We start from the raw sequence: 25,269 nt of genomic DNA on the forward strand, positions 1-25,269 counted from the left end.
GAGAGACATCTCGCAAAACACCAAATGGCTTTTCATCGGACAAAGCCGAAGCGTGACTAATTAGTACCTTTACTCAATTTCCCTTAGAGATGAATAGGTAAATTAGAGGTAAAGTGAATGGCGAAGATTCAACGAACGCTGGGTATGGTCAAGCCTTGCAATTTTAAAAACAGCAAGTCGATCATGACGAATATTAAAGATGCAGGTTTTACGCTTTCAGGTGCAACATGCTTTAGATGGAGTAAGCAAGCCGCTGCTGAGTTTTATATCGAGCATAAAGACAAACCTTTTTATGGTGAGCTTATTGATTATCTAACCGAAGGGGATGTACTTGTTTTTGTGTTAGAAGGTGAGGATGTGGTTTCACGCTTCCGTAAGTTTGTCGGCAATACCGATCCGAAGAAAGCGGCAAAGGGTACTTTACGCGCACTGTATGGTGAAAGTAAGGCTCGTAATGGTATTCACAGTTCTGCGAATGTGGGCGATGCCGAGCGCGAGATTGCGTTAAGTGGTGTGATGGCGGTGGATGCCGGTTCTTAATCGCAAGTAAGTCAAGATAGTTAATATTCAGAAATCAGAGTGACGCAAGTTGCTCTGATTTTCTTTTCGTTTAGACAAGGTAAAGGTTTGGGTGTGTTTTGCCTTATAGGCTCCTGAAAGCGATGCAGTTGTATCGTTAATTAAAGATCATAATTGATCTCAAGGAGCAGCAAAATGGAAACGGTAAACGAAGTGGCGGGCGAAAAAATCTCAAAGATAATGACCGAATGTGGCGCATTCTTTGCTTTTGGTCAGGAGCAATTAAGTGAAGGTCTTGCTAAAAGTAAAGCGGCGGGCTTTTCTGGTGTTGCTAAGGATTATGTCCGGACGGCAGCGGGAATGATTGCCCCTCGTTCGACGGTGAAGGCTTGCAAAGAACAAATGAACCAAGCTTATGTTGATGCGATGGACGCAATTATAGCTAAATACGGTCGCAAGGCGGTGATACGTTATCAATTCAGTAACTACGAGTGTTACTACTCTGGTGATCCAGATGATGCGATTGACGCGCTTCTGCCTTATGGGTTTACCAAAGAAGAAATACTAGCCGAGTTTTAAGCGGCTAATCAAAACAAAGACCAGTCCTGCCTTATGGTAGTGACTGGTCTTTTTTCTTGGTTATTGGTTTATAGTTGTTGGCGGTAATCGGCTTCTGTGATTACAGTGACGCCTTTGTTTCGAGCCGCTTGCAGTTTAGTTTCACCTGCCTTCTCACCGTACACAAGGATGTCGGTATCTGCCGTCACTCGTTTTTGGTGGATAAGACCATAACTTTCAGCTTCGCTACCCATGTCGTCACGACCTTTTGAGCATTTACCAGTAAATACTACTCGTTTGCCAGCCAGTGAACTTGTGGATGATTCCAGTAGGCTTTGAGCTTCTATTGCGGCATCTTGTGTGTGAATGATGCTTTGATAGTTCTCAAGTAGAATACTAAGGTCGTTGCCTTTTGTGGTTTGCATTGCCATGAAGGTGTTATCAGAAGTCACATTCCCGAAGTCTTTAATGCTCAGAATATCATTGCGAGAGATTTCCTTTAGTGTATCAATTCGGTGTACCGCTAATAGCTTCTTACTTGAGCCTCTTCCAAGTTTACCGATGCCTAAAGAGCCGAGTAGAAGGTAATCGGGCATTGGTGAGGTCGTGGCTTTCTTGATGTCGGTGATCAAGTTCGTAGCATCGCCAATGCCAACACCGGCACTTAGGTAGTCATTTAAAGTCAACGAATACACGTCACTAAGCGTTGTCAGTTCTAGTTTGTCCACCAGCTTCTTGACGGTCTTGTCACCAAAGCCGTTGATTTTGAGGGTCTTAAAGTGATGAATAATGCTTCTTTCAATTCGACTTTCACAGCCTTCATTTGGGCATGTGAGGAATGTCGGATTCTTTGATTCCTTATCGTAGCTCCATACCAGTTCCGTTTCACAGCATAGGCAGTGAGTCGGGATAGCGGGTTCACCATGAGTATGAACTTGAGTGACGAAAGGAATGATTTCACCCGATTTTGTTACTGAGATTTCAGAGCCAATACCAATGCCTCTGACTAATAGTGATCCACAGTGATGAGCGGTCGCTCGGTTGTGGGTTGCTCCCTTCATAATTACATCGTTATAGCAAAGTACCGGGCTGTGCTTACCTGTGCGCCCGATCTGGAAAATGATGTCGGTAACAATTGTTCTGTAATCTTCACCACGCACTTTTTTGGCTATCTGCCAGCGATGATACGTTGTGGCAGTACCCATCTGGTTTTTGACCATTTCATTGGCGATTTCGAATACGACGCCATCAATTGCGTATCTCGATCCGATTTCACGGCATTTAAGTTCCAGTGCTTCGAGATTGCTGCTGGTGGCGTCTGCAATGTCGATGAACTGCGCGCAATCAAGGTCTTTGAACAGGACTAGCTCAATAGCGCCTTGTGAGAGGGCGAACTGCAAGTGACGGTTGGGAGTTTGAGAAGTCACAAGCCCGGCAACCGCAGAAAGCGGGTTAGCAAAGTGTTCTGAAAGATACTTATTGAAGAAGTCGTTGTTAACGACGATCTCGCCAGCGCCACTTTGCGACGCATCACCAATGATGGTTAGGTTAAGATCGAGCAGTTGTGAGATGTTCGCGCCAGAGCCACCATCGTTGCGAGTGGCTAGAGTGCGATTGTCGGCGTCATAGCACGCAGCGACACCATCGAGCTTTGGGGTGCATTTGATTTGGGTTGAAGGGTAGTTGAGTGATTCTCGTGCTTTCTCTACCTTTGCTATCCATTTGGACACTTCATCGTAAGAGTAGGCTTTCTCAGTCGAAAGCATTGGGATGATGTGAGCAATAGAGCCGTCAACTACTTTGTAACCGACCTTATTGAAGTAAGGGTGATTGGGTTCAACTGAGCGAGCTTCTGCACAAAGATGATCGTATTCAATGTCAGAGATTTCAGGTTTACCAGTAAAGAAAAGGTAATCGTGTTTTTCTAGTTCAGCGAATAGCTTTTGTGAATCAAATGCGGTTTCACCAGTAAGGGTAATCCCACCCCATTTGCGTTCTTCACGGATTTCTTCTCTGATTGGGGAGTTTGACATAATTCTGTAGACCTCTGTAGTGGTGGTTGCGGTTATGAGTAGCAAAGTTCGTGATGTTCTTTCATGGCATCAAAAACGCTTTTGAATGCACGGTGGTAAACAACTTGATTGGGCATAATTTCGTAGTAGTAGTCGAAATGTTTGGTGAGATTGTTCCTTTTGGCGCTCTCGCGCAGTGCGTGAATGAAGTCGGCTTCTTCCTTATATCGAGCTTCGATGTTATCCAGTTCTGAGCCGTCAACGTTCAATATCAGTCTTGCCAGTCGCTTTATTGATTTTCTGCGAGATGTTGTTGTCTCGGTGGGGGTAGAAATCATCCTTGTAACCTCTAGGTTCCTAATTGGTCATTCAATACTATCGGCAGAAGTCATTCGCAAAAATGCAGTGAAATGTAGAGATGGCTGAAGATGTTCCACTGAAAAAGACTGTCGGTATTGTCGTTGTTTAATATCTTCGAGGTGTTTCACAAAAAGTAGCTTATCGTCATGGGCGACAAATAGTGACGCTTAAATGTGAGTTGAAAATTTCGAGGTATCCCTAAGAAATTAGGTGTTTAAATTAGTTCTCGGAAACCCCTTGATAGTCTTTGAAGGAGTGAATTAACCGAATTTAAGAAGAAAAGCATGATGTCGATGTTTCAGTGTGTGGAGTGTGGTTGTCAGGAGAGTACGTCTACATCTAATTGGGCTTACTTGGTAGCGACAACTCAGGAGCCTCTTTGCAGTGCTTGTGATCCAGAGATAGGGCAGTGGCACGGCGCATTCAAGCGAGTGTTCCTGCCAAAAGGGCAATTTACGATGGATGAGTCTGGTTTCTTGGTTCACATAGAAACCGGAAGTTACGATATTAGTAAGTATGCGTTAGGGCGTTCAGATGCGTAGAGATGTATCTGGACTGATACTATTCGATCCCGAATCGTTTGTTGTTGCTTATCAAGAATTACCAGAGGAATTGTTGCCGCTGTCTCCGATAAGTCATTTTCAGTATGTCCATGCTGAGGTGTTGATTGATGGTTTGAAGATGGTACTGCCAGGTTCAGTATTGGGTTATAGCGGTGGTCAGTTCTATTGCAAATACCTTGATTACTACTTTTATCAAGATGGTGTTCACCAACAAGCGAAGGCTGAGCATTTACCTATCGCGCTTTACGGAAACGATCCTAGAGAAGTTGAGTTTTTGCTTCGGGTAGCGGCTATTTACGATGAGATTGAGTCGGCCACACTTGCGTTCGATATTACAGCTGAACCTGATGACTATCTTGAACACTATCAGGCCTATGCACGGTATCTGGCTCGTCAATATTTGAGAAGTGTGGGTCTTATGGAGTTGGTTTGGGATTAGTCACCACTTTAAAAAATCATCATGACCTTGTGGTGTTGGAATTTGCTCATAAAGAGAGTGATGACGCGATATTGCGTTTTAAACTCTCTTAATGGAGCGAAAGGATGTCTAAATTACACAAATTACAGGTCTGCGAGCAGACAGGAGCTTACACGCTGGAGTCACCATCTACGGTGCTTAGTGAGGATGATATTTTCAAAATCGCTAATCAGATTGTTGAGAGGCGAATGCGAAAAGGTCAGCCGATGAGTAGCCCGCGCATGCTTATGGAATATCTGAAGGTAGAACTTCAAGAGTCACCTATTGAGCAGTTTGGCGTTATTTACGGAGATGTACGAAATAGAATCATAACGAAAGAGATTCTATTCACAGGTACGATAGACGCTGCGGCGGTCTATCCTCGTGAGATAGTGCGTCGAGTTATTGAGCTCGGAGCTTCGAGCGTGTGGCTGTACCATTGCCATCCGAGTGGGATGGCAGAACCAAGCCAAAGTGATCGCGCAATTACTCGTAAGATAAGAGATGCTTTGTCTCCGATAGATGTGAGACTTCTTGACCATATCGTTGTTGGTTACGAAGGTAGTGTGTCTTTTGCTGAGCGAGGTTGGCTGTAATTAAATATAAACACCTAACATTTTGTTAGGTGTTTTTCTTTTGCGTGGTTTATGCGCGCATCGGCATGTAACGCGTTTCTGGACATGAACATGTCAGCGATTCTTCTAAATTAGCAATGTATCTTTATATGCTCTCAGCAAAATCTGGTTGCTTTGTCTTTGTTATATCGGTGATAGCACCAAGCTCCATTGCTTCTTTCAATTCAGCTTGTTTACGCATTGCTTTAGTTTCATTGAAGTCCTGTGCTACAGCAGTTTCAATGAACTCAACACCATCAATATCGAAGTTTTCAACGGCTTGCTTGATGTCAGACAGGTCTACTTGGAAAAATTCTTTACGACGATTTACCATGTTCAGACGCTCATTATCGAATACGCGGTGCAACTCTTTCTCAAGAGAAGGAGCGTCACTGGTGTGAATCATGGCATGAACATCAAAACTGAATGGTACTGAAGCATCACCCAACTCCTTCACTCGATCCATTGGTTCGAGTCGGCGGGTCATACCAATTTTATAAACGTTTTCTCCAAACGAGCCAATATTACTAATAATATAAACGTGACCTTGCTTGGTTTGCTCTGCCATGCTCTGTACTCGTTTGTGCTTTTGCTTTGCGGCTTCAAGATCAGCCTGTAGTTGTGCGATCTGCTCTTCCAGTTTACTGCGGGTTTCATTATTCGCTGACTCAAGCTGTTTTCTGGCGGTTACAAGAGCTTTAGAGAAGCGAGTTTCTTCTCTAATAGCTTCTTGTTCCACTTTCTTTATCTCAGCCTCAACCTTCGCTTCTTCACGCATTTGAGCCTTAATTTCTGCCTGCTCTTCTTTCTCGCGTTGTTTCTTCGCTTTGTGCTCATGAGTCAGGCGAAGTTCCTCAATTTTAAGTTGCAGATACTTGTTTGAAATGATGATCATGTTGGACTCATTCAGCTTATTAATTGCTTCAAAGGCTTTATTGATCCTCGCTTCCATCTTGGTGGCATTTTTCCATGTACAGTTGGCGATGGCGGCTTCACATTCATTGTTGAATGCGCGGGCTGTGAGCCTAATGCCTCTGTCAGTCATCTTCTTGCCTTCAACTTTTGAGGTACCTACCGTCCACTCAGTAGTGCAGTAAATAGCTCCAGTGGCATCCTTCAGACGAAGAAGGTCTTTTTGACGCTCTTTGCACTCGCGGATCTTCTCTTTAAATTGCTCTGCAGTGTCAAAGTCAAAATGTGGTTCATAGAAGCCTAATTCCAGCAACTCAACATCATCATCATAAATGCCTATCTGATGGATGAGTGAGTCATATATGTCTTTCTTCTCTTTGTAACTCGACTGGAGCTGCTCAATATCATTTTGAGCCTCAAGAAAAACTGCATTAGCTTCATCTTGGCGCAATTTGGATGCTTGGTCTCGAACCTCGATCTCTTTGTCCACGTTAATGATGCCAGAATATTTTTTCTCGTAGTCAGCAAGTGCTTGAGAAGCCTTTGCGGTTTCCTGTTTGGAATCTTCGAGTTCTCGCTTTGTGGATTTCAGTCGAGCAATAAATACAAAAAGCATCACAACTAGTAGTGCAGAAATCACTAGAATTGGTAGCGGGGGTAAATTTTCGAATACTGATTGAGGCATCATCACTCCTGATTAAAAAAAACTAAGGCGCAGTGTAACAGGATAATTCGGAGATGTTATGTCACTTTACATCTAGCGCTTTGCCACGCTTTACTTTTTGTATGTCAAAATTAGCTGCCTATCTGAAGCGTATGTTTGGCAGTTTTCATTAAAATGACAAAAGAAAACCCTGGCTCTTTGAAAGCGCAGGGTTTTGGGTTTAGGCAGTGGCCGGTTCTAGTAACATGCAGTCTGGAAGGTTAATTCCATGCATGTTCTGATTGGGCTTGATTTTAAGTAGCGGTCCGTACTTGTTAATAAGGAATTCCACTTGCTTACGAACTGTATCGCTTCCAAGTGCTTCTTGTGCGATGTTATCCATCTTTTTAGCACTAAAGCGACCGGCTTCCACGAGCAGGATAGAGCCTCCGGAGAACCCGCTATAAATAACAAGGTTATTAGGGAGTTCTTTAGCGACCTGGACGCCAATGTAGTAACCACCCGTTTCGTAGGTGGACGTTAGGTTGTTGTGTCCACCTTTATGGTAGCTCACTGTCACTTCAAGCAAGTTAACTTGCTTGCCTCGAATATCTAAGCCTTCGACCTCAAATGCTGCCAGTATTTTTGTTTTTGACATCACGATTCCTTCTTTTGCGATTAAGCGTGTTTATTGACTGCAAGATGCAGAGTGCAACGGTGGTAGGTCAGATAACCGGTCTGCGGTGGTATGTTGATGTTTTTCGTTGAGTGTCTTGTGAATTACCTCGAAGAAACGCAGTGAGCCTGAGAGTTGTTTGTGCGTAGGCCGAGTTGCTAATCGCGAACGTGGTAGGTTTTCGAAATCATCTACTGTCTTTGGTGGCCTCATGAAAACTCACTTTGGTCTTATTAGCGATCTTCATTTAGAAGAATCTAAGATTCTCTATACAAAACGCAGTACCCGTCATTTAGTTTCAAGCTGCATTTCATTGCCAGATACTCCGAATGGCGTAGATGTTGTGCTGATAGCTGGTGACGCTTGCGAGGTGCGGTATGAGGACTTGTGGAAGTTAATTCTTGATAAGTACAGTGCTGAGGCTGAATTGGTGGTAGTCGTGCCAGGGAATCATGAGTCTTGGCGTTCTGAGTACACAAAGTCATTAGATCAGCTTCGAGAGTATGGCTCGCGTTACCCTAACGTGGTTGTACTTTGTGGTGATGAAGTGTCCTTCAATGACGTTACAATTTTTGGGTCGACAGGTTGGTGTAATTTCGGTCACGATGAATATTTGATGACTCAGATGACGGCCAGTTATCCCGATTCCAGTTTGGGTCATATCCCGTTTGATTGTAGAAGAATCAAGTTAAAGGTTAATGGTATTTATAGGAAGTTGCCTGCGACCCGAATTTATCAAGAGAATAAGAAAGCGGTTAAAGATATTGGTCAGTTTCTTCTCGCTAATGTCTCAAACAAAAAAGTGGTTGTTACGCATCATGTTCCTTTCGATGATTTATGTGATGGTGATGAATCTTATGATTCGGTGGGTCTGGATAGAAATTTGATCGCTAAACAGGAAAGTTTGGTGATGGCATACGGGCACCAGCATGGTCTTCGCGGTGTGTCGTATCTCGGTTCGGTGCCTTGCTATAAGAACCCTAGAGGAAACTTTGAAGCAGAGACGGTAGGCCGTTATCAGATGATGGAGTTTTTCCTTTGATTGCATTGGTTGTTTGGTATAACTGGAGGCAACCTACAATCGTAACTGAGAGTAATCTTTTGGCGTAACTAAGAGTAACCTGTTAGCGTAACTGAGAGTAATGTAAAATCGTAACTAAGAGTGATACACTTACCTAACTAAAAGGGTTTGGTTTGGCGCGAAAGTGCTGACGGGAGGGTGTCGTTATGGCAAGGACAGGTAATGAAAAGCTGGCATCAGCGCTGAGAGATGCTGCATCGGTTAGATTTGGCAATATCGTGAGTAGTGCGCAGCTTAAATCAACAGTTCGTACGCTTTTGGTTAAAGAAGGGTATCTTAAGCAGATTGTACGTGGATGGTATCTGTTTGATGCAGACATAACAGTAGGTGATGCTGGTGGTTCAGCTCTTTGGTATCAATCCATTTGGCAGTTCGTAGGTTTGTATCTTAAAGAGTCTTATGGTGATGATTACTGGTTGAATCCAGAGGCATCTATCGATCTTCATACTGTGAATAACTCTCTACCTAAGCAGCTCGTCGTTTTCACTAGCAACGGAGCGACAAAGCATATTTCGTTGCCTAATGACATGAGCTTAATGGTAATTAAAAGCCCGGAAAGGCCACCAGCGGTTGTTGATTATCAGGGTGTGCGCTTGCTTTCGTTGGAGTTTGCCTTAGCGAATCTTGCGCCAACCATCTATCGTTCTAATCCTTTGGCGGTGCAAATCGCATTGGGGCAGTCTGATGTAAATGCCGTCGCTGATAGCTTGCTTGTTACTAAGAACCTTCAATCGGCTAATCGCTTGATTGGTGCCTATTTAGAGGTGGGGCAAAAGGCGAGTTCCCGAAATCTGAATAGTATGATTAGCGCAGCGGGTCTTGGGCCGGTTAAGGCGGTGAATCCGTTTGCTGAGCCTGTTATAAGCATAGGAAATAAACGCCAAGAGTCTGCAGCGGCTGTCCGAGTTCGTTTGCTTTGGCGGAAACTCCGAGATGAAGTAGAGCAAATTTTCTCTGATAAACCCAGTTCTGACTTCTTTGAAGCTCCTTTGAGTGACTTGCTAGAGTCGGTAGATCAGGTTTACGTGTCGGATGCCTACAATTCATTGTCGATTGAAGGTTATGCGGTTACTGAGGAACTGATTAGTCGGGTGGCTAGTGGTGAGTGGGATGCGGAATCTATAGAGTCCGATAAACAGCAAAGAGATGCTTTGGCGGCTCGTGGTTATTATGAGGCGTTTCAGGTTGTGCGAGGGTTTATTCAGGAAGTACATGGGGAAGGGTCGCAAGATCTAGACTTAGAGTATCTACTTGATGTGAGTCTTACTGAAATATATACCTCGTTATTTAGGCCGTGTGTTACGGCAGGTATTATTAGTGAGCGTGACATCGTAGGGTATCGCAAGGGGCCGATTATCATTAGGACATCAAGGCATATGCCACCTCAGAGTGAACAGTTGATGGATTGCATGGGTGCACTAAAGGAGTTAATGGTTGAAGAGCCTAGTTTTGCTGTTAAAGCGGTGCTTGGACACTTCTTCTTGGGGTATATACATGCTTTCCCTGATGGGAATGGACGTACTAGCCGCTTTGTAATGAATTTAATGTTCTTGATGGGTGGTTATCGCTGGACTGTGGTACCAGTGGCAGAGCGGGATCGATATCTTGATGCGCTAGAGAGTGCATCCATTGATGGTGATATCGGTCCTTTCGCTAGGTTCTTGCGTGAAGTTATGCCAGGCTGAATGAGGCTTTCTTGTATTCTCAGATGGTTAATAATTGGCATCAACAACAAGATGCCAATCTCTGCTAAAGATAGATAACTTTTGCGCCGTCGATTCTAAAGACTTTTTTGCGCATTAGATCTTTAATGATTTTGTCGACTTCAGCTTCAGATATCCCCCCCTGAAACTGAAACATAGCTCGAACAAAGTTTTTCATTGAAGTCTCTTTCGCCGGTTTGCTTTTCAGCACTCGCTCTTGAACCGTCGATATAACTTGAGCTTTTGTTGGGCTTGCTGATTCTTTCACTTGAGTTTTGGGCTTTTCCTTCTCCATCGCTTGCACCGATGTCTGAATTAAATATTGCGCCAGTTTCATTTTTTCTAGTTGCGTCAGGTTCTCACATGCTAATTTGACTACTTCGTAACTCATTGTGCTTACCTCATAAGAAAGCAGTTGATAATTAAGATTGCCAGGATTTCTTGGTTGGCGACCTTTCTCACTTTACATTTAGTTTTCTAGTTCTAGTGCTATTTTTTTAACCTAAAAGGGATAGTTAATTAGGTGTGTTTTGGGCTGATGTCTAGTCGAGTGTTGTTCATTGCCGGGTCGTAACCTACGTCCCAGCTTTTGTAGATTGTCTTTATTTTCGAGTTTGTGAATATCGTGGCTTTATGACCGCTTATTGAGTGCGTATAAGTGCCATCATCCAATTGCTTAAAATCAACAAGCCAAACTCTATCTCCTTTCCTGACAATGTGAATCGGCTCATTTGATTCACTATCATCATCCCAGCACACAGTGCCATCGCGAGTAAATTCAACTAGCACACCTTCTATTTTGTCTCCATGAATGCCGGCAAGTGACTTGTCGCCTTTGTACGAATCGCCTAGTTGGTCTGAATCGTGCTCATTGACGATATGGGTGAGTGCATTGATCAGTTCTGGTTGGTGTGACTTAAGCCAGTTTGTAAGAGTGTTGCTATCAATGTGACATCGGAATCCGCCGAGTAGAGTTTGATATTCATAGACAGTTTTTGCGTGGCCCTGGAGGGTTGAACTGATGCTGTTATCTGGGTAGAAGTCGCGGCATTCACAATCATTCAGTTCGGTAATGGCTTTGAGTAATGCCCCAGATTTCTTGGCGTTACATAGGTATTCACTGGCGTCAAAATGAATGGTCATAGTGTCGTCATCAGCGAACGCGATACCGTCAACTGGAATACGTTTGAGGGTGACTGAGTCGATATCTTTGAGGTTTCCAATATCTACAGTCTGTGGCCAATCGTGGTATTGGCATTCGTCATTTGAGCAATAACCATCTAGACGTAGTTCACGGTTGCATGCATTGCATGGTGCGAGTGCATGATCGGTGAGTAGTTGGTTCCAATCCCAATCATCATCTTTCTTGTCTACGTTCAGGTGCTCTAATTTCAGATTGAGTGCTTTGGCTATGCGGTGGCCAGTGATTGAGGGGATTGCGATATCTTCGCCTCTGCTCCGCGTGGTTTTAATAATAGTGTGCCCGTTTAGGATTAGTGCGGTTTCTGGGTCTGATTTTGTGGTTACTTTTATGTGCGTCAATTTCATGCGATGAGCTCCGTTTGCTTGAATACATCGAGCATATAACGGAGTCTGGTTCGCTAAAGTTTGGGTGTTGTAAGGGTTTGGCAGGGGGTGAATTTACGAGCGCAGGCCCACTCGATGGCGCGAGTTAAAGCGTTATCATTACTGTGAATGAGGATTTTCTTCTGTTTGTCTTGGTGAGTGGAAAATATCTCACCCAGAAGGAAGACCAAAGCAAAGTCGGCACCGTTCTTAACTTTTGGGGAAGGAATGTTGGTGATGCCCAATTTGGCATAGTTGTGAATAATGTCGGTTCTGGTTGGGCAGTGCTCGTTATGAGCGATATAGCCAATTGTTTTGCTGCTATTGCAGATATTGTGGCATAAGTGTTTCAGTCGAGTGTTGCTTATCGAGTCGGCGTCAATTAGATGAATATACAGTTGGTTCATTTTGAGTTTTTCTTCGGTGTTGGCGTGTGTTGGCTTGATAACATTTCGCCAGTTCGCCTAATAGCCAAACAGCCTTGGTATTGAGAAATTTGCGAGGTGCCTCGTAGAAAACGTCATTTGCCTATTATGCTTTCACTGAGTTGGTAGTCTGCGTTCATGTTATTGATAAGCGGTAGAATTTTGTGAAAACTTTGTTATTGGTTGCAGGTGTTGGTGGTTCAGGAAAGAGCACTTTTGCGTTGGTATTAGATCGCTTTGGTTTTAAGCGAGCAGTTACTTCAACATCAAGGCCAATGCGCCCAGGTGAGAAGGATGGTCGAGATTATCACTTCGTTGAAAAATCTGCATTGATGGCAAAATCTACTCGAGGTGAGTTGGTTGAATCTGCTGAGGTTCGAGGGCATTTGTACGGCATGGATGTGCAGTCCCTAACGGCTCTGTTTGCTCAATCCGACACTGTGTATGCGATAGTAGATCCTCAAGGAGTGCGCAGCTATCAGTGGCGTTATTCTAATGATGCGAATATCAGAGTGGTCACAGTATTTATTGATTGCCCGTCTGTATTGCAAGAAGAGCGATTAAAGAGTCGCTTGGGCAGTAATCCGACTGATGAACGATATGAGGAAGTAGCAAGGTCGCTTGTGAATGCGAGAGAGGTTGAGCCTATGTGGGCGAGGATGGTGAACGCTAATGTGTATTGTACTATCTGTGACGACATTCGAGCATTTCATCACATGCTGTTCGATATTCATTCGGTGATGTGCGGTCGTTCTGATGATTTCGTTAACGTTGCAACGATTGAACCTGTGAGGTGGTCCCCAACAGCGGAAATGATTACTGCAGTCATCAGAGAATTAAAGGCAGAGCAATAGTGGCGGCTAAAAAGATTGATAGTCGAATCGTTTTAACTCTTAAAATATTAAAAGCGATCTTTACGACAATTATTATTCTCGCAGGCCTCATTGTTCTTGCCCCAATTCAGTCTATTGCCCTGCACTTTTAAAGTAGGATTGTGCTTACTGAAAAAGTGCAGATTATGGTGGCGAGGTGTTTGACTCTACACACCTTCGAGTTTTGTGAAGCTTAATGCCACCAGCAGGGAATGGCTGTGTTTGATTTCGCCAGTAGCGATGAGTAGTTGAACTTGCTCAGGTGTGAAGGCGATAGCCTTTTGTATTGAGAATTGCTGCAGAGCCGTTTTGATCAGTGTTGGTTTATCGGTTGTCGTCGCAATAAGCCATTCTTCGTTTGGTACCAGTTCAGGCATTAAAAACAGATTCTTGATGCTGTTTACCTTGTGTTGAGTGGCTTCTTCAATAAACAGTCGCGCCTCAGTTTGTGGTGTTTTGGTCTTTAGGGTATTAACGGTAGGAATTTTCCATGTCCAGTCACGAAGTTGGTGCAGATACTCGCGTACCAGTAATAGTCGTCCATCCTCTGTCTTTGTGATGATGGAAAGTTCGATATGCTTCTTTCGAGTTGTTCGTACTTCAAATCCAATACGTCCGTTCTTATAACTCACCTTGTCATTGAAAATCGTCATGTTCTCGTTGTCGAAGACGGGTAGTTGGCAAAGTAGTTCAATTTCGCCTTTTCGGTAATTACCTTTATTAGTCATGATCGCCACCACTTCTAAGTGAAAGAAAGTGGTAGTCAAAATGTGTCTTCATTAAGTTGGTGTGGGGATACAGAATTGCAAAGAAGTTGGCAAGTTTGCAATAAAAGTCAGCATGAAATGGAAAGGAAGTAGTGGTCGTACTGAAGGATTTTGAGCGGAAAAAAAGCCTCAACAATTGTGCCGAGGCCTGCGCTTGTCTAGCTTCGGAAATCAAACGAATCTAAATATCGTAGTTTCTTCTGCAGTTCTTTGTAGTTGGTAATATTTATCTGCTTTGACCAATATCCTACGAACAGGTTTTCTGCCTCGGTAGTGGAGCAATCAAACATCTCAACCAGTTTGGAGATTGATAGGCGATCAGAATGTGTCTGATTGTGTTTTATGATCAGGTCTTTCTCGCTGAGAAAGTAGATCTGCGCAGTATCGCCAAATTGAGTAACGGCATAGTGCATTAGTTGTTGCTTGAGGCTCATGACAGCTCCTGTTTGTTTGATAGCTGTCGTAGTCCAAATTCTTGTTGAGTAGGATTGTGATGAAGCACTAATGGAGCGCTCCAATCACGGCCTGCTCGGTTCTAGATCCTTATTGTGCTTTGCTCCAAGAAAGGAATGAGTTAAATGCGTCTTCCTCTGAGTCTTCTAGGTGAAGATGTTTAGGGCCTCTAGGTAGGAATTCACCAAGGAGTTTACTCACTGTTTGGCCTACTGCGTTCTCGATGTTGAAATTGGCACCGGCCTTTTTGAGTGTAGCCAGTAGGGCATATCGACTGCGCATTACGGCGTGGTGGCTGCAGGTGAAGCCTATTGGTGATTGTGAGTTAATGGATTCTTTAACGGTAGTGATTGCTAGAGCGCGTTCTGAGACTCGCAGTGAATTGTTCTCGACACAAATGTCCATTAGCCAGAAGTTATCCATATCACGTTGGTGTAAGTCTACTCCAGCGTTAACGGCGATATTGAATAACGTTACGTCATCCAAAATAGCAGCAACAAGAGCGAGATTCTGGCGTTGCTCGTTGCTGAACGCGGCAAGGTCTTTCTTGGGTAGAACCATGATTTGTTCGTACTTTTTCTCTAAGCACAGTTTTATGATTTTCTTGTCGGCGCGAGTCATGGTCCGCTCTGGCTGTGTTCCTAGTAGTGATTGAATGTCAGCCATGGATATATTGTTCTTGTTCAAGGTGATGTCTCGTTGTTTGTTATTTGTAGGAACTTTAAGCCCTTGCCTTGCCTGTCTGTATCTGTTGGTAAGAAAACTTCGAGATATCTCGCAATTGGTAAACATTGGTTATTAAGCGTTTCGGAAGCATAAGAGCTTGCGTTTAGTGAGTTGTTTGTTCTATCGGTCGTAATTGATTTAGATAGGTGTTGATAGAAATGACAGATTTGTATTTGGGCGATCACAAGAAAGGCGAGATTGAGATAGTAAGAGAGTTGCCAGTTTTTCAGAATGAATTCGCCACTCTTTACAATGATATGGTGCGGTTCCCAGATGGTACGAAAGGCCATTACATTCGATTTTTGTGGAATGTCGACTATGGCGTCGCTGTGATTCCAAGGAAGCATGACAAAATCATGCTGATCAGAGAGTTTAGGCACGTTAGGCGCGCATGGGGCTGGCAGATTGTAATGGGTTTTGGAGAAGATCATATTACGCCAAAAGAGTGCGCTGAAATGGAATTGTATGAAGAAACGGGGTGTGTCGCTAAGTCTATCGAGCTAGTAGGTAAGATCCCAGGGCCGACGCTGATTCACTTATATGAAGTGGAAATTGGCGAGCAGTACGAGCCGGTTCGTGAAGGTACTGAAGCAATCTCTGATGTTCGTTACTTCAGTAAGGAAGAGGTGCGTGAGTTGCTTAATACAGGTCAGGTTGTAGAGCCAAACAGTTATTTGATACTGCTCAACTTCTGCAGTTAAGCAAGGCAATTGTCATAGAAAAGGAGGCTTAGGCCTCCTTTTTTGCGAGATGTTACGCAGATAAACTGGCTTAAGGCGAAAAAGTTTCGACTGTTGTTTTTAATTGCGCCATTCGCGAAAACAAACAGTACAGGTAAAGTAAGCAATGTCTCGTTCGTCTCAATTGGAGAAAATGAAATCTATCGGTCAAAATCTGTTGGAGAAAACAGAGGCTGCCATTGAGAAACGCGGAGTGCCTTGGTGCTCCAATGGTGCTGAGGTTTTCTTTGTGAAGGAGCGAGTAAAGGGTTATCACAGTTCTGAGGCGGTGTATTGTGATCGTGAAATACTCTATGCAACTCTACTGTTGCGTAGCATTCCAGAACCACTGCCGTTCTATGATGTGGCGCAAAACTATTACGGTAATTGGCCTATGGGTAATGTGCTACTGCCGAATGATTTTCACTTTAATGGTGTCTACGCCAAGTTCAATGGTGAGGATGCTGGTGGTCAGTATCACGATTTCTATCTCGTTCTTAAATCAGCTTACGAGGCGGGATTTGTTCGCTTGATTGTTGAGTTATCTTATGAGATTGCTCAATTGACTCGCATGATTTGGAATGACAATCCTATTCAGAACGTATGGTTTAATGCTGTTCGGGACCTCGATCCGGCGGTCATCTCAAAGTTGGATTCTGATAACCGTCTTGCTATTTTCTTTTTGGCTACGTCAATGGGTAGGCAGGAAGCAATGCCGTTAGCGATGTCGGTGCTTTGGACTTTGGATTTAAGTCAGTTTGAATCCTGGATGTTGAAGAACAGAGATATGGAATACCGTAAGTACGCTGAAATCATATCTGAGCACCCAAATGCTTGGCGTGAGATGTTGACGGTCAAAGATACGGGCAATCACCAAAAGTTGCATGATGTGTTTAGTTATACCATTGGTCGGGTTTTTCGCAATGTGGAGCCTGGTACTGCGATCTACACGAGCGCGGTTGGTCGTGCTATTGAAGTGGGTGTGTTGGATGCCTCTTACCGCACAACACGTTACGGTGCGCCAGATGGAGAATTGTCGGTGTTTGCTTCAATGACACAAGCTGAGCGGGAGGGTTCTCTTTCTTTTCGTAATCTCCATTATTTACGCCTTAGAGCAGAGCCTGCTATCACTTACATTAAATTGCTTGGGCTTCATTTGCAGCGAATGGGTTGTATGAACAGCGAGTTAAAGGCCAGTAAGCAAAGTATGTATGTTGAAGGTTCAACGTTGCATATCATCCGAGAGTTTACATGGAATGAAGTCTGGTCTTACAGTGACCGTATTATCTCAGGTGAGATTAATAAAATTACTATTTACTCATGCGAGTGGAGTGATTCTGATACACCAGATGAAGCTGTGTTATTGCACGAAATCGATCTTCACATTACAGAGGACTCACTGGCGATGATTCGAATGTGCTATCTGTCGTTCACATTGAGGGAGCATGAAAAGCGCTTATGTGGATTTAAGAAGAGGGGTCGATTCTTTGACTTGGTGGCTGACCGACTGCCGAGGCAAGCGTATGTACCTTCTGATATTGGTCAGGTAGCATGAATCGGGTGATTCGCTAGCTTAACAACTGAAAAATCCCCGATCGCTCTTTTGAGAGTGGTCGGGGATTTTTGGTTTTAGTCGGAAAAAGTTTTGGTTATTCGCGCTAACAAGTTAGTGCCAATTCCGCTTCGTGAACCTCGGAGTGTGCGTCCAAAAACTCTCTCAAATTAACTGTATTGGTCTTTGATGCTAGAAAGGTGACAACCTCAAAGTTCTCATTGATATGGAAGCTCCTGATTAATTTGCAGGGGCCGTCGTGGTTACTCAATAAGTGCTGTTGGTTACTCTGCTTGAAGCAGTCGGAAAAATGGTGCGTTGGTAGGTTAGCTTTCACACTGCGTAGCATTTTGGCTAATGAGAGTTCCGCTGATGCCCCATTGAAGCAAACCATGTTGAGTGTGTGCTTCCTGAAGTGATTGTCACTAATTTCAACTTTGAAGAATTCAATCATATATGCGATGTGTTCCTTATGCTGTTTTAGCGGTGATCTGCATGAGCAGGTGATAGAGAGAAAAAATCTCGCTGAACCCTAGTAGGGAAGATTGGATAGACGCTGGATGGTGTGGGGAAATTAAACTGGTTCTTGTTGTTCGCTCAAGTCTGAAAAGTAACGTGTGTCTCGATTGAATATTGCGTCCATATGATGTTGGTAACTCGAATAATTCGAGCAATTAAACAAAGCCGAAAGGCACATATGGAGATTCTTAGTATGATTAACGTAAGACTTGTACAAATCGGCCAATACATTCTGGCAATTGCACTTATTTCAATGAGTTCCTTTTCATTTGCCTGTCAGGTGAATGAGACGACTGAGTCAGCGCGGTTTGTTGGTGACTATCTAGTATTAGATGGTCATGTAGCGGACGTGGTTAGAGATGGTGATTTGAAGGTAGTTTTAAAAAGAGAAGAGGGTAATTTTCTTCTCTAGTTTATTAAAAGACTCCAACATTTTTTGTTGGAGTCTTTTTTTTGCTTAACGTGGCGTCCAGGTCACTATGTTGGTGTTGCCTTGGTAGCGGTGGCTGTGCGGAAGTGCGGACAATATATTGGTGATGATCGCGAGAATTTGACCAAGCAAAACGATGGGCATTGATATATACAATCGAGCAATGATCGCGAGTTTGCGATTGCCGGCTTTAATGTCAATTAAGAGTGCGATCGTGGCGATGGCAAGTGCTATGCAGGCGACCGGAAAGATAAATGCTGTGGTTTGGTTTGGTACTAGTTTACAGATGATAGCGGTATGAAACGGAAGCCAGAACAAGGCGTAGCGCGTTCTTGTCAGTGCTTTGGAAGGATCGACGTGCTCGCAAATCAAATCGTTAACGCGATGTCTTTCGGCAAGCAGGCCTGATGTGATTGTTGATAGTGCTTTTAATGCAAGCATGTAAGCAGCCACTGCTGCAACGATAGCTAGAATACCTAGAAATAACGAATTGCTCATGGTTGATAAATCCTATCCTAGTTGAGCAGAGGACGCCCACCGAAGGAGGTGGGTGGTGAATGCTCAGGCGTCACTCTGACGCCCCTTGATTTTCAACATATGACTTAATCACATCAAGACTTGCGCCCCCGCAAGTACCAGCAAAGTAACTTCGACTCCACAAAACATTTTTTGAATAAGCACCTGCGATATCATTAAACTCCCTACGCATCCTACGTGAACTTACCGCCTTCAAGCTGTTAACGAGCGTAGCAATGCTTGGCGTCTTTGGGGTCGTTTTGATTAATAAGTGGTAGTGATCCTGGTCGGTGTTTCCTTCGATAAACTGCGCTTCATGTTGAGGTAACAGATCCAGAAAAATCTCATTAAGGCGGTGGGCGTGAACCTCTCCAAAGATTTTCCTGCGATATTTTGTTACGAACACGATATGGAGGTGAAGCGAAAAGCAGCTATGCCTACCTCTGTCGTAGCCTTCTTTCACACTCATATTCAAAACCTTTATTAAGTCATTGTATTATGTTAGTTTAATTATCACACACTGATTTGTAAATTTAAAGGAGGGTGCATGAAAGATAAAAAAACTGTCTACGTGACAGAGTTTTCTGTGCGTGCATCTTCTCAAGATTTATCAAAAGTTAAAGTGCGTATGCAGCTTGCAACAAAGCTCTACAATTCGATTCTTGGCGTCGGGCTAAAACGGCTCGATGTTATGCGAAAAGACCCTTCTTACTCGCCTCTTATGGATGGCCTTAGAGTGATTAACAAATCACTTAAACTCGCTGAAAAGAAAGGCGAGAAAAAGAAGATCTCTGCACTAAAGAAAGAGAAAAAGCCAATCTCTGGTGAGCTTAACGCCCTACGTAAAAGCTACCTCTTAACAAAGTATGATCTGATCAAAAGTGTTACTCCGATGCGAGTGAATTGCTACTTTAATCAGCACATCTCATCAAAGGTTGCTCAAGGCCTTGCCACTCGTGCCTGGGATGCCATTGAGCGTCACATGTTTAGTGGGTTTGGCCGCCCTCGCTTTAAATCAAAGCATCGTCCCGTCAGATCATTGGAAGTTAATGCCCATGAGTCCATTATGGTTAAGATGGGTTCAACTAAAAAGCCTACACGGTTAATCTGGCAAGGCATTGAAGCACCGCTAAACCTCCTTGCTGATCGAGACACTGATGGTTATCAGGGAAATGTTCTTTCTGACATTCAGAGCAACAAAATTAAATACAACCGCGTCATCCTGCGAACAGTAAAAGGTAAAGAACGTCTTTATGTTCAGAGTGTGATTTCTGGTTTAGCACCACAAAAACAAAAGCACCTAGACGGGCAGGCTAAAGCGAAAGGACGTCGGGTGGCTTTTGATATTGGAGTGAACAGTATCGCAATCTACAGCGAAACAGAGGCAAAATTGCTTGGTTTTGTGGCGGATATTAAGAAACTAGATGGTAAGTTAGCCAAGCTACAAAGGAAGAGCGCTCGTATTCAACGTCTTTTAAATGCCGATAATTATCAGCGTGTTGCTAAGGTTCGTGGCAGAAAGACTGTCCATATTTGGCAGCGCAAGAAAGGCACAAGAGATACAGTTAAAAGCAACCACTGGCACAAGATTAATAGCCAAATTGTAGAATTACACCGATTGCTTGCGGCAAAGCGCAAGCAATATCACGATATTATCGCCAATGATATTCTGGCATTGGGTGATGAAATTGTGACGGAAAAGGTCAGTGTGAAAGGCTGGCAAAAAATGTTCGGCAAGTCGATTAACGCATTTGCCCCTAGTGGACTGATAACAACAATTAAGCGTAAAGCCGAAAATGCTGATGCTAAGTTTGAGTTTATCAATACCGTTAAGGCGCGTTTATCGCAATACAACCATGAAACAGATCAATACATCAAGAAGTCACTCAGTGCCCGTTGGACTAAAGTTGATGGAGAGTGGTACCAGCGAGACTTATACTCGGCTTACCTTGCTTGGTGTATCTGTGATTCAAGACTAACAGTTGAGCGTACCAAGGCGATAACGCATTGGTCGAGTGCCCGACAGCACTTAGATGCAGCGGCTCAACATGTAACCCAACACGCAAATCGGACTGAGTTTTTCGGTTCGAGTGCTGGTCTGCAAAGACCACCAGTGGAGCCTGTTGCTGCATAAGTTACACAAGCAAAGGACTAAGGTTTGGCATTCGTCACTCACGTTCTTGCGCCCTGTAACGGGAATCCCCCACCGACAAGCGAAGCGCAGGTGGGGTGAGGACGTCAATAAAGTATTTCCATCCATTGAAGCGAAAGTTTGCATATCCATCATTAAATTCCTTATTAAACATGAGTTTGTCTAAAGTGCTCAAGTGAGCGACATGATTAGTAGTTCAGTAATGAGTGACTTGATGGGTGTGTGATGCCTAAAAAAAACAGCTTAATCTAATGATCAAGCTGTTTAGGGTGAGTGCGTTCTACCTACGCTTTTATGAAATCAACACCGGTAACGTCGTCTGGTACTGATTGATTTTTCAAACAATCGTACACAAACAAATTAGTGACTTCGTTGTTGAGCCAGCGGTTTAGTAGTCTTTGAAAGCTACCCGTGTACTTGCCAGAACAGGCTTTTAGTCGTAAATGACGCTTCTTATTTTTCTGAGAGGCCATTTTTGACTCAAATGCTCGTTGATGTTGTTCGCTAGCAAGTTGCTGCAGCTGATCATGGATTGCATCGAATCGATGGTCAGGTAGATGGTTTGAATAAGCCATTGAAATGATCCTTGTTAAACGTGAGTTTGGTTACTTCGCTCAAAGTGAGCAACACGATTAGTAGGTCATTTCGATTGGATTGAGTTCGTGTGTAAGTACGATAAGAAAACGGCCTAATCAATGAGATTAAGCCGTTTGTTGTTGCTATGAACACTACGCAGTAAGAAGAAGTTGTTCTTCTAGTGCGCTTTCTAAAGATTTCACTTCTGTATCGATGTCCACTGATGGGTAGCGATTAGAGAGTTCTACCTCGAGAGAGTAGCTTTCGTTGCTGTGTTGACCAAACGAAAGTTTATTTCCGCTCATGTACAGTCTCGTGCAGGAAATTTTGCGTTCGCCAAACCAATCAACGGCCTTCTTTAGTGGGTTGTCTAAATAGCCCTTTAGGAAGTTTCTGCTCGCATCGAGACGATAGTCGTCGGTGTGATAGAAATTGCATTTGATTTGAGCAAATTGCCCATTAACTAAGATGCGCACCAGTTCCTTTATGCTTGGTTCTGATTTAGAGGGCATCTTGGTCAGTGGTTTCATTACCTCCTGCAGTGTAAAGGGGTTAATAGTGCCGTTGGCTTTATTCCCTTTGCACACAGTGAAGGTCAATACACCTCCAGTCTCAGGCTTTATCGTGTATGTACTCGTGTCGGTATATGCACTTTCTAGCTTGAACTGGGCACAGTCCATTTGTATCCATTCTCTCGGTTTTGCATCGCAAGCTTCGGCCCAAACGTACAACCAATCAGACAGTTCTGGTAGGGTGATTTCGTAAAGGTCTCTGCTTTTAGTTTTGCTAAACCAAGGATTTAGGATATTCCATGGGTTCTTCATTGAATCGCTCAAGTCGCTTGGGTAGCATGATGCCCTTAAAAAAACGTTGGGTATCGTTTTACCAATGCGCCCGCCGTCAGTGATGTTGTAAATTGAAATCGTCGAGTCGATACTATCAACCCAGTAATTCCAATCTCTTTTATCATCGCCTCTGAAGAAGGTGCCTCCGCGTTTGCTGTAGCATTTGTGACTATACGCTTTTGAAACACTTGGAATTTCATCAAGAAAATCGAATGTTTCATTTAGTAGGGTCTCAAAGCTCGAAACACTTGGGACACGACTGTTATAGAGAGGATGACTGTTGATGTCGCTCTCCATGCTAACCGTATGTTCCGCGGTTTCACTGATAGTCGGTACAGCTAATGGCTTTAGTGCTTCAAAAGCGGCGTTAAGTTCTTTGGTGTCTTCTGTGCATCCTCCCTTATCAGGGTGAGTGGTAAGAAGCAAAGTCTTGTACTGCTTTTTCAGTATTGCCAAAGTAAACTCACCACTTAAGGCAAGAATTTCGCGTGCTTTTTTCGTGTTCATTTTTCGCATTTTAAATTTCCCTGTGTATTCGGTTATGAATGGTTAAGATTGAAAAAACTCAATCGAGGGAGATATGCGCGATATGTCGGTCTGCTATGATGAGTTGCGGTGCAGTAATGGAGCATGTAATGAGGGAACTTGAGGCGGTGCGCCTGGCGTTCAACTATAACCGAGTAGATATTGAGAAAGACGGGGACTTTAGTGGTAAATCAATAAGCCACAACACGATACCGGTGCTCAATAAGGTAGGTGAGCGCGTTTTTTATCCCTTTTCAGGTAGCATCAGTTCGCACCTATTATCAGATAAGCAACTGGTTAAGGTTGTTTGCCTCGTGGCTTACACCTTTGACGCTAAGGATGAGTTGAGGCGAGAATGGATTGAAATACCAATGGAGCGTTTCTATGCCATTGGCGTGTATGAGCAAGGTTCGATACGACTCGCTGTTGATGCGGGTGGTTTGCTTCTCAGGGAGTTGCCTTTAGAAGTGAAGGCTAGTGCACAAGTGGTTGATATTAGTCAGTTCCGAAGAAAGGAATAGATTGGGCCTACTCGAGCGTAGGCCAAGCGCACTACCATTCACTCATTTCTCGTAGTTGTGTGAACTACTCCAACCAAACTAGCGGGGCTCGCTATGGGTGGAGCTTCGGTAAGACGTTGTAGCACCATGTCAGTCACTTGCAGTTATCACGAACGTGTTAATTGCAAATGGCTAAATTAGGCAAGTATCACTACATTACTTTCCTTTTAATACTGGCTATAGCCCTACCAGTATCGGCGTTGTCACTACGCCGCCAGACACTAAGATTGCTCCTTCGTGACCTGCTTTTCTTGCTATGTTTGCAGCACCATTTAGGTCTGCATGAATAACAGTTTTATCTCTAGAGCGGTATAATCCGCGCCTATAGCGCTTACCTGAAAAGACATGTTTCACAATCTTCTTTTCATCATAAGTCGGGACAGAGTCGTTATCTAAGAATGAGGCTTTACTTGAGTAACTTTCTTCCTGCTCAACCAAGTTCACTCCAACCTCTCGCAGTTTGTACTTAAGCATACTGATAAACAATGCGTGGGGTAAATTGGTGAAGGTTTGGTTATTCCTTTTCCCGATATTTATATCTTGCTTCCACAGCTTGTTTTTACCGACTATCACCGTACCAATATCATGTGTTAAGCATAGATTTACAATGAATTTGGATATCTTGTGTAGCTTATCTTTGATTTTCCGATTTCTCTTTTCTGCCACGGCTTTGATATGACCGTACTTTTTGAGAGAACGCAATTGCGCACAGCGCTTGTTGTACCACTGATTTATGCGCTTCATGTCACCACCATTTATAAGGATCGGACTCAAGTCAGCCTTATTTGAAACTAATGATGCGAAACGGGTAACTCCAAGGTCAATAGATAGAAAAGAACCCTTATCAAGCAACACGCTATGAGTATTGCTTGATACAAATTCTAAAGTTTTGTGCTTGTCATAGATAATCTCAAAGCGAAAGCCACTACCCGTAGGCACTAAGCGTACCTCATTGACAACTTTGGTGGCCGCTTTAGGGTTATAAAGTTGATCTTCAAACTTCCCTTTCTCTAGGCGAACAGGTTCTAATCCTAACTTTTTAGCAAAGTGGATAGCGTCATCTTTGATAAAAAATGAACTACAGGGGATGTAAACTGCTTTGGAGTGTTTTACATACTTAGGTGGTTTTGGCATTGCTAAGTATTTAGTTGGATCTTTCTTCCAATCAGCCTTAGCTGCTGCAAAAGACTTCCAGTTGTCACCGACAATCTGAATAACTCTTTGTGCCACAGCAGCAGGCAGTCGATTATAAAGCTCGATGTCAGATTCAGATAACCTACCTTTTTTAAGTAGTTTATCAACTTTGCTTTGGTCGGGTTTTCTACCAGTAAACAAGTCTTTTCGCATGATGTAGTTGGCGCGATTAGATATACGTCTAGAGATTTGAGTTAAGCGTTTTGCAGTTTTGTGGTTGGTCGAACCGTTTTTGACATTTGCCATTAACACCCGACTGGAATTATCAAATTTTGATTTCTTTTTGCGAGCCATGACAAGCGCCTAAAAGTAAGATAACATTACTCTATACTCCTTTAGTGTCACAGGTCAATATCTTTATGCGCTCCCATTATCACTGCGTTTATAAATTAAAATACCACTTAGTGTTAGTAACAAAATACAGAAACAAGTGCTTCACCGATGAGATTTTAACAAGGTTGGAAGTTATATTTAGAGAACAGTGTGCTAAATGGGATGTTGAAGTGCTGGAGTTTGGCGGTGAAGATGACCATATCCACTTGATGCTGGAGTTGCACCCTAACATTGAGCCAGCGAAGCTAATAAACAGCCTAAAAACTGTTAGCAGTCGACTTGTGCGTAAGGAGTATCAGGAGCACATGACAAAGTATTACTGGAAACCCGCACTTTGGTCACGTGCATACTGCCTTATTACAGCTGGAGGTGCACCGTTGGAAGTTTTGGCTGATTATATTGCTAACCAAGATCGCCCGAAATGATCGGGCGCGTGCTATC

General features: G+C 43.5%; 29 protein-coding genes. 14 read left to right on the forward strand and 15 right to left on the reverse strand.

What is annotated here, in order from left to right; all coding sequences use genetic code 11:
* The first annotated feature begins 117 nt into the window (after positions 1-117).
* Together A6E01_RS19570 and A6E01_RS19575 are read left to right on the forward strand one after the other, a co-directional pair.
* Positions 118-540 (forward strand): nucleoside-diphosphate kinase, encoded by a 423-nt coding sequence (locus tag A6E01_RS19570; protein ID WP_065211176.1) that lies wholly within the window; start codon positions 118-120, stop codon positions 538-540.
* 174 nt (positions 541-714) lie between these two features.
* Positions 715-1,098 (forward strand): DUF7659 family protein, encoded by a 384-nt coding sequence (locus A6E01_RS19575; RefSeq protein ID WP_065211177.1) that lies wholly within the window; start codon positions 715-717, stop codon positions 1,096-1,098.
* 68 nt (positions 1,099-1,166) lie between these two features.
* On the opposite strand, the gene A6E01_RS19580 is transcribed toward A6E01_RS19575, so the two are convergent.
* Both A6E01_RS19580 and A6E01_RS19585 read right to left on the reverse strand, forming a co-directional pair.
* Positions 1,167-3,110 (reverse strand): NAD-dependent DNA ligase, encoded by a 1,944-nt coding sequence (locus A6E01_RS19580; protein WP_156744650.1) that lies wholly within the window; start codon positions 3,108-3,110, stop codon positions 1,167-1,169.
* A gap of 32 nt (positions 3,111-3,142) precedes the next feature.
* Complete coding sequence (locus A6E01_RS19585; protein ID WP_065211179.1) at positions 3,143-3,427, reverse strand: hypothetical protein; 285 nt, start codon at positions 3,425-3,427, stop codon at positions 3,143-3,145.
* A 306-nt stretch (positions 3,428-3,733) separates the two neighbouring features.
* Here A6E01_RS19585 and A6E01_RS19590 point away from each other — a divergent pair, with 306 nt between their 5' ends.
* From A6E01_RS19590 to radC, 3 genes are all read left to right on the forward strand, one after another.
* Complete coding sequence (locus A6E01_RS19590; RefSeq protein ID WP_065211180.1) at positions 3,734-3,991, forward strand: hypothetical protein; 258 nt, start codon at positions 3,734-3,736, stop codon at positions 3,989-3,991.
* Positions 3,984-4,451, forward strand: a complete 468-nt coding sequence (locus A6E01_RS19595; RefSeq protein ID WP_065211181.1) for a hypothetical protein — start codon at positions 3,984-3,986, stop codon at positions 4,449-4,451. The genes A6E01_RS19590 and A6E01_RS19595 overlap by 8 nt, the downstream gene beginning before the upstream one ends.
* A gap of 104 nt (positions 4,452-4,555) precedes the next feature.
* The gene (radC, locus tag A6E01_RS19600; protein WP_065211182.1) at positions 4,556-5,065 is read left to right on the forward strand and encodes a RadC family protein; all 510 of its coding nucleotides are present in this window, start codon (positions 4,556-4,558) and stop codon (positions 5,063-5,065) included.
* A gap of 124 nt (positions 5,066-5,189) precedes the next feature.
* On the opposite strand, the gene A6E01_RS19605 is transcribed toward radC, so the two are convergent.
* Positions 5,190-6,680, reverse strand: a complete 1,491-nt coding sequence (locus A6E01_RS19605; protein ID WP_065211183.1) for an SNIPE associated domain-containing protein — start codon at positions 6,678-6,680, stop codon at positions 5,190-5,192.
* 199 nt (positions 6,681-6,879) lie between these two features.
* Positions 6,880-7,296, reverse strand: coding sequence for a hypothetical protein (locus tag A6E01_RS19610; RefSeq protein WP_065211184.1), 417 nt, complete (start codon positions 7,294-7,296; stop codon positions 6,880-6,882).
* A gap of 229 nt (positions 7,297-7,525) precedes the next feature.
* Between A6E01_RS19610 and A6E01_RS19615 the strand changes: the two genes are divergently transcribed.
* Both A6E01_RS19615 and A6E01_RS19620 read left to right on the forward strand, forming a co-directional pair.
* Positions 7,526-8,356: a metallophosphoesterase family protein gene (locus tag A6E01_RS19615; protein WP_065211185.1), complete on the forward strand. Its 831-nt coding sequence runs from the start codon at positions 7,526-7,528 to the stop codon at positions 8,354-8,356.
* A gap of 185 nt (positions 8,357-8,541) precedes the next feature.
* Positions 8,542-10,080: a Fic family protein gene (locus A6E01_RS19620; protein ID WP_065211186.1), complete on the forward strand. Its 1,539-nt coding sequence runs from the start codon at positions 8,542-8,544 to the stop codon at positions 10,078-10,080.
* Between the two features lie 64 nt (positions 10,081-10,144).
* Here the strand turns inward: A6E01_RS19620 and A6E01_RS19625 are convergent, their stop codons facing one another.
* From A6E01_RS19625 to A6E01_RS21345, 3 genes are all read right to left on the reverse strand, one after another.
* Complete coding sequence (locus A6E01_RS19625) at positions 10,145-10,489, reverse strand: hypothetical protein (RefSeq protein WP_065211187.1); 345 nt, start codon at positions 10,487-10,489, stop codon at positions 10,145-10,147.
* Between the two features lie 128 nt (positions 10,490-10,617).
* Entirely contained in the window at positions 10,618-11,646 is a 1,029-nt protein-coding gene (locus A6E01_RS19630) for a hypothetical protein (protein WP_065211188.1), read from the reverse strand.
* A 53-nt stretch (positions 11,647-11,699) separates the two neighbouring features.
* The gene (locus A6E01_RS21345; RefSeq protein WP_156744651.1) at positions 11,700-12,071 is read right to left on the reverse strand and encodes a hypothetical protein; all 372 of its coding nucleotides are present in this window, start codon (positions 12,069-12,071) and stop codon (positions 11,700-11,702) included.
* 182 nt (positions 12,072-12,253) lie between these two features.
* Here A6E01_RS21345 and A6E01_RS19640 point away from each other — a divergent pair, with 182 nt between their 5' ends.
* Positions 12,254-12,943, forward strand: a complete 690-nt coding sequence (locus tag A6E01_RS19640) for a guanylate kinase (RefSeq protein WP_065211190.1) — start codon at positions 12,254-12,256, stop codon at positions 12,941-12,943.
* Positions 12,944-13,128: 185 nt separating this feature from the next.
* On the opposite strand, the gene A6E01_RS19645 is transcribed toward A6E01_RS19640, so the two are convergent.
* The 3 genes from A6E01_RS19645 to A6E01_RS19655 all read right to left on the reverse strand — a co-directional run bounded on the left by A6E01_RS19645 (position 13,129) and on the right by A6E01_RS19655 (position 14,868).
* Entirely contained in the window at positions 13,129-13,689 is a 561-nt protein-coding gene (locus tag A6E01_RS19645; protein WP_133152927.1) for an NUDIX hydrolase, read from the reverse strand.
* Positions 13,690-13,886: 197 nt separating this feature from the next.
* Positions 13,887-14,162 (reverse strand): hypothetical protein, encoded by a 276-nt coding sequence (locus A6E01_RS19650; RefSeq protein WP_065211192.1) that lies wholly within the window; start codon positions 14,160-14,162, stop codon positions 13,887-13,889.
* A 109-nt stretch (positions 14,163-14,271) separates the two neighbouring features.
* Positions 14,272-14,868, reverse strand: a complete 597-nt coding sequence (locus A6E01_RS19655) for an ankyrin repeat domain-containing protein (RefSeq protein ID WP_156744652.1) — start codon at positions 14,866-14,868, stop codon at positions 14,272-14,274.
* Positions 14,869-15,065: 197 nt separating this feature from the next.
* Here A6E01_RS19655 and A6E01_RS19660 point away from each other — a divergent pair, with 197 nt between their 5' ends.
* The 3 genes from A6E01_RS19660 (at position 15,066) to A6E01_RS19675 (ending at position 18,109) form a co-directional block, all read left to right on the forward strand.
* Positions 15,066-15,608, forward strand: a complete 543-nt coding sequence (locus tag A6E01_RS19660; protein WP_065211194.1) for an NUDIX hydrolase — start codon at positions 15,066-15,068, stop codon at positions 15,606-15,608.
* Positions 15,609-15,753: 145 nt separating this feature from the next.
* Positions 15,754-17,181: a hypothetical protein gene (locus A6E01_RS19665; protein WP_133152951.1), complete on the forward strand. Its 1,428-nt coding sequence runs from the start codon at positions 15,754-15,756 to the stop codon at positions 17,179-17,181.
* A 709-nt stretch (positions 17,182-17,890) separates the two neighbouring features.
* A complete protein-coding gene (locus A6E01_RS19675; RefSeq protein ID WP_065211197.1) occupies positions 17,891-18,109 on the forward strand; it encodes a hypothetical protein in 219 nt (72 codons plus the stop codon).
* 45 nt (positions 18,110-18,154) lie between these two features.
* On the opposite strand, the gene A6E01_RS19680 is transcribed toward A6E01_RS19675, so the two are convergent.
* Together A6E01_RS19680 and tnpA (A6E01_RS19685) are read right to left on the reverse strand one after the other, a co-directional pair.
* Positions 18,155-18,625, reverse strand: a complete 471-nt coding sequence (locus A6E01_RS19680) for a hypothetical protein (protein ID WP_065211198.1) — start codon at positions 18,623-18,625, stop codon at positions 18,155-18,157.
* A gap of 70 nt (positions 18,626-18,695) precedes the next feature.
* Positions 18,696-19,112 (reverse strand): IS200/IS605 family transposase, encoded by a 417-nt coding sequence (tnpA, locus tag A6E01_RS19685; RefSeq protein WP_065211199.1) that lies wholly within the window; start codon positions 19,110-19,112, stop codon positions 18,696-18,698.
* Between the two features lie 78 nt (positions 19,113-19,190).
* On the opposite strand from tnpA (A6E01_RS19685), the gene A6E01_RS19690 reads away from it, so the two are divergent.
* Positions 19,191-20,777 (forward strand): hypothetical protein, encoded by a 1,587-nt coding sequence (locus A6E01_RS19690; RefSeq protein WP_065211200.1) that lies wholly within the window; start codon positions 19,191-19,193, stop codon positions 20,775-20,777.
* Between the two features lie 302 nt (positions 20,778-21,079).
* Here A6E01_RS19690 and A6E01_RS19695 read toward each other — a convergent pair whose 3' ends face one another.
* Both A6E01_RS19695 and A6E01_RS19700 read right to left on the reverse strand, forming a co-directional pair.
* Positions 21,080-21,370, reverse strand: a complete 291-nt coding sequence (locus A6E01_RS19695; protein WP_065211201.1) for a hypothetical protein — start codon at positions 21,368-21,370, stop codon at positions 21,080-21,082.
* A gap of 153 nt (positions 21,371-21,523) precedes the next feature.
* Positions 21,524-22,732 (reverse strand): hypothetical protein, encoded by a 1,209-nt coding sequence (locus tag A6E01_RS19700; RefSeq protein WP_065211202.1) that lies wholly within the window; start codon positions 22,730-22,732, stop codon positions 21,524-21,526.
* Positions 22,733-22,851: 119 nt separating this feature from the next.
* On the opposite strand from A6E01_RS19700, the gene A6E01_RS19705 reads away from it, so the two are divergent.
* Complete coding sequence (locus A6E01_RS19705; RefSeq protein ID WP_065211203.1) at positions 22,852-23,262, forward strand: hypothetical protein; 411 nt, start codon at positions 22,852-22,854, stop codon at positions 23,260-23,262.
* 216 nt (positions 23,263-23,478) lie between these two features.
* On the opposite strand, the gene A6E01_RS19710 is transcribed toward A6E01_RS19705, so the two are convergent.
* The gene (locus tag A6E01_RS19710; RefSeq protein ID WP_065211204.1) at positions 23,479-24,789 is read right to left on the reverse strand and encodes an RNA-guided endonuclease InsQ/TnpB family protein; all 1,311 of its coding nucleotides are present in this window, start codon (positions 24,787-24,789) and stop codon (positions 23,479-23,481) included.
* A 65-nt stretch (positions 24,790-24,854) separates the two neighbouring features.
* Between A6E01_RS19710 and tnpA (A6E01_RS19715) the strand changes: the two genes are divergently transcribed.
* Positions 24,855-25,253 (forward strand): IS200/IS605 family transposase, encoded by a 399-nt coding sequence (gene tnpA / locus A6E01_RS19715; protein ID WP_082961425.1) that lies wholly within the window; start codon positions 24,855-24,857, stop codon positions 25,251-25,253.
* Positions 25,254-25,269: the final 16 nt, after the last annotated feature.

It is taken from the genome of Vibrio breoganii (assembly GCF_001677275.1).
Classification (GTDB): Bacteria; Pseudomonadota; Gammaproteobacteria; order Enterobacterales; family Vibrionaceae; genus Vibrio; species Vibrio breoganii.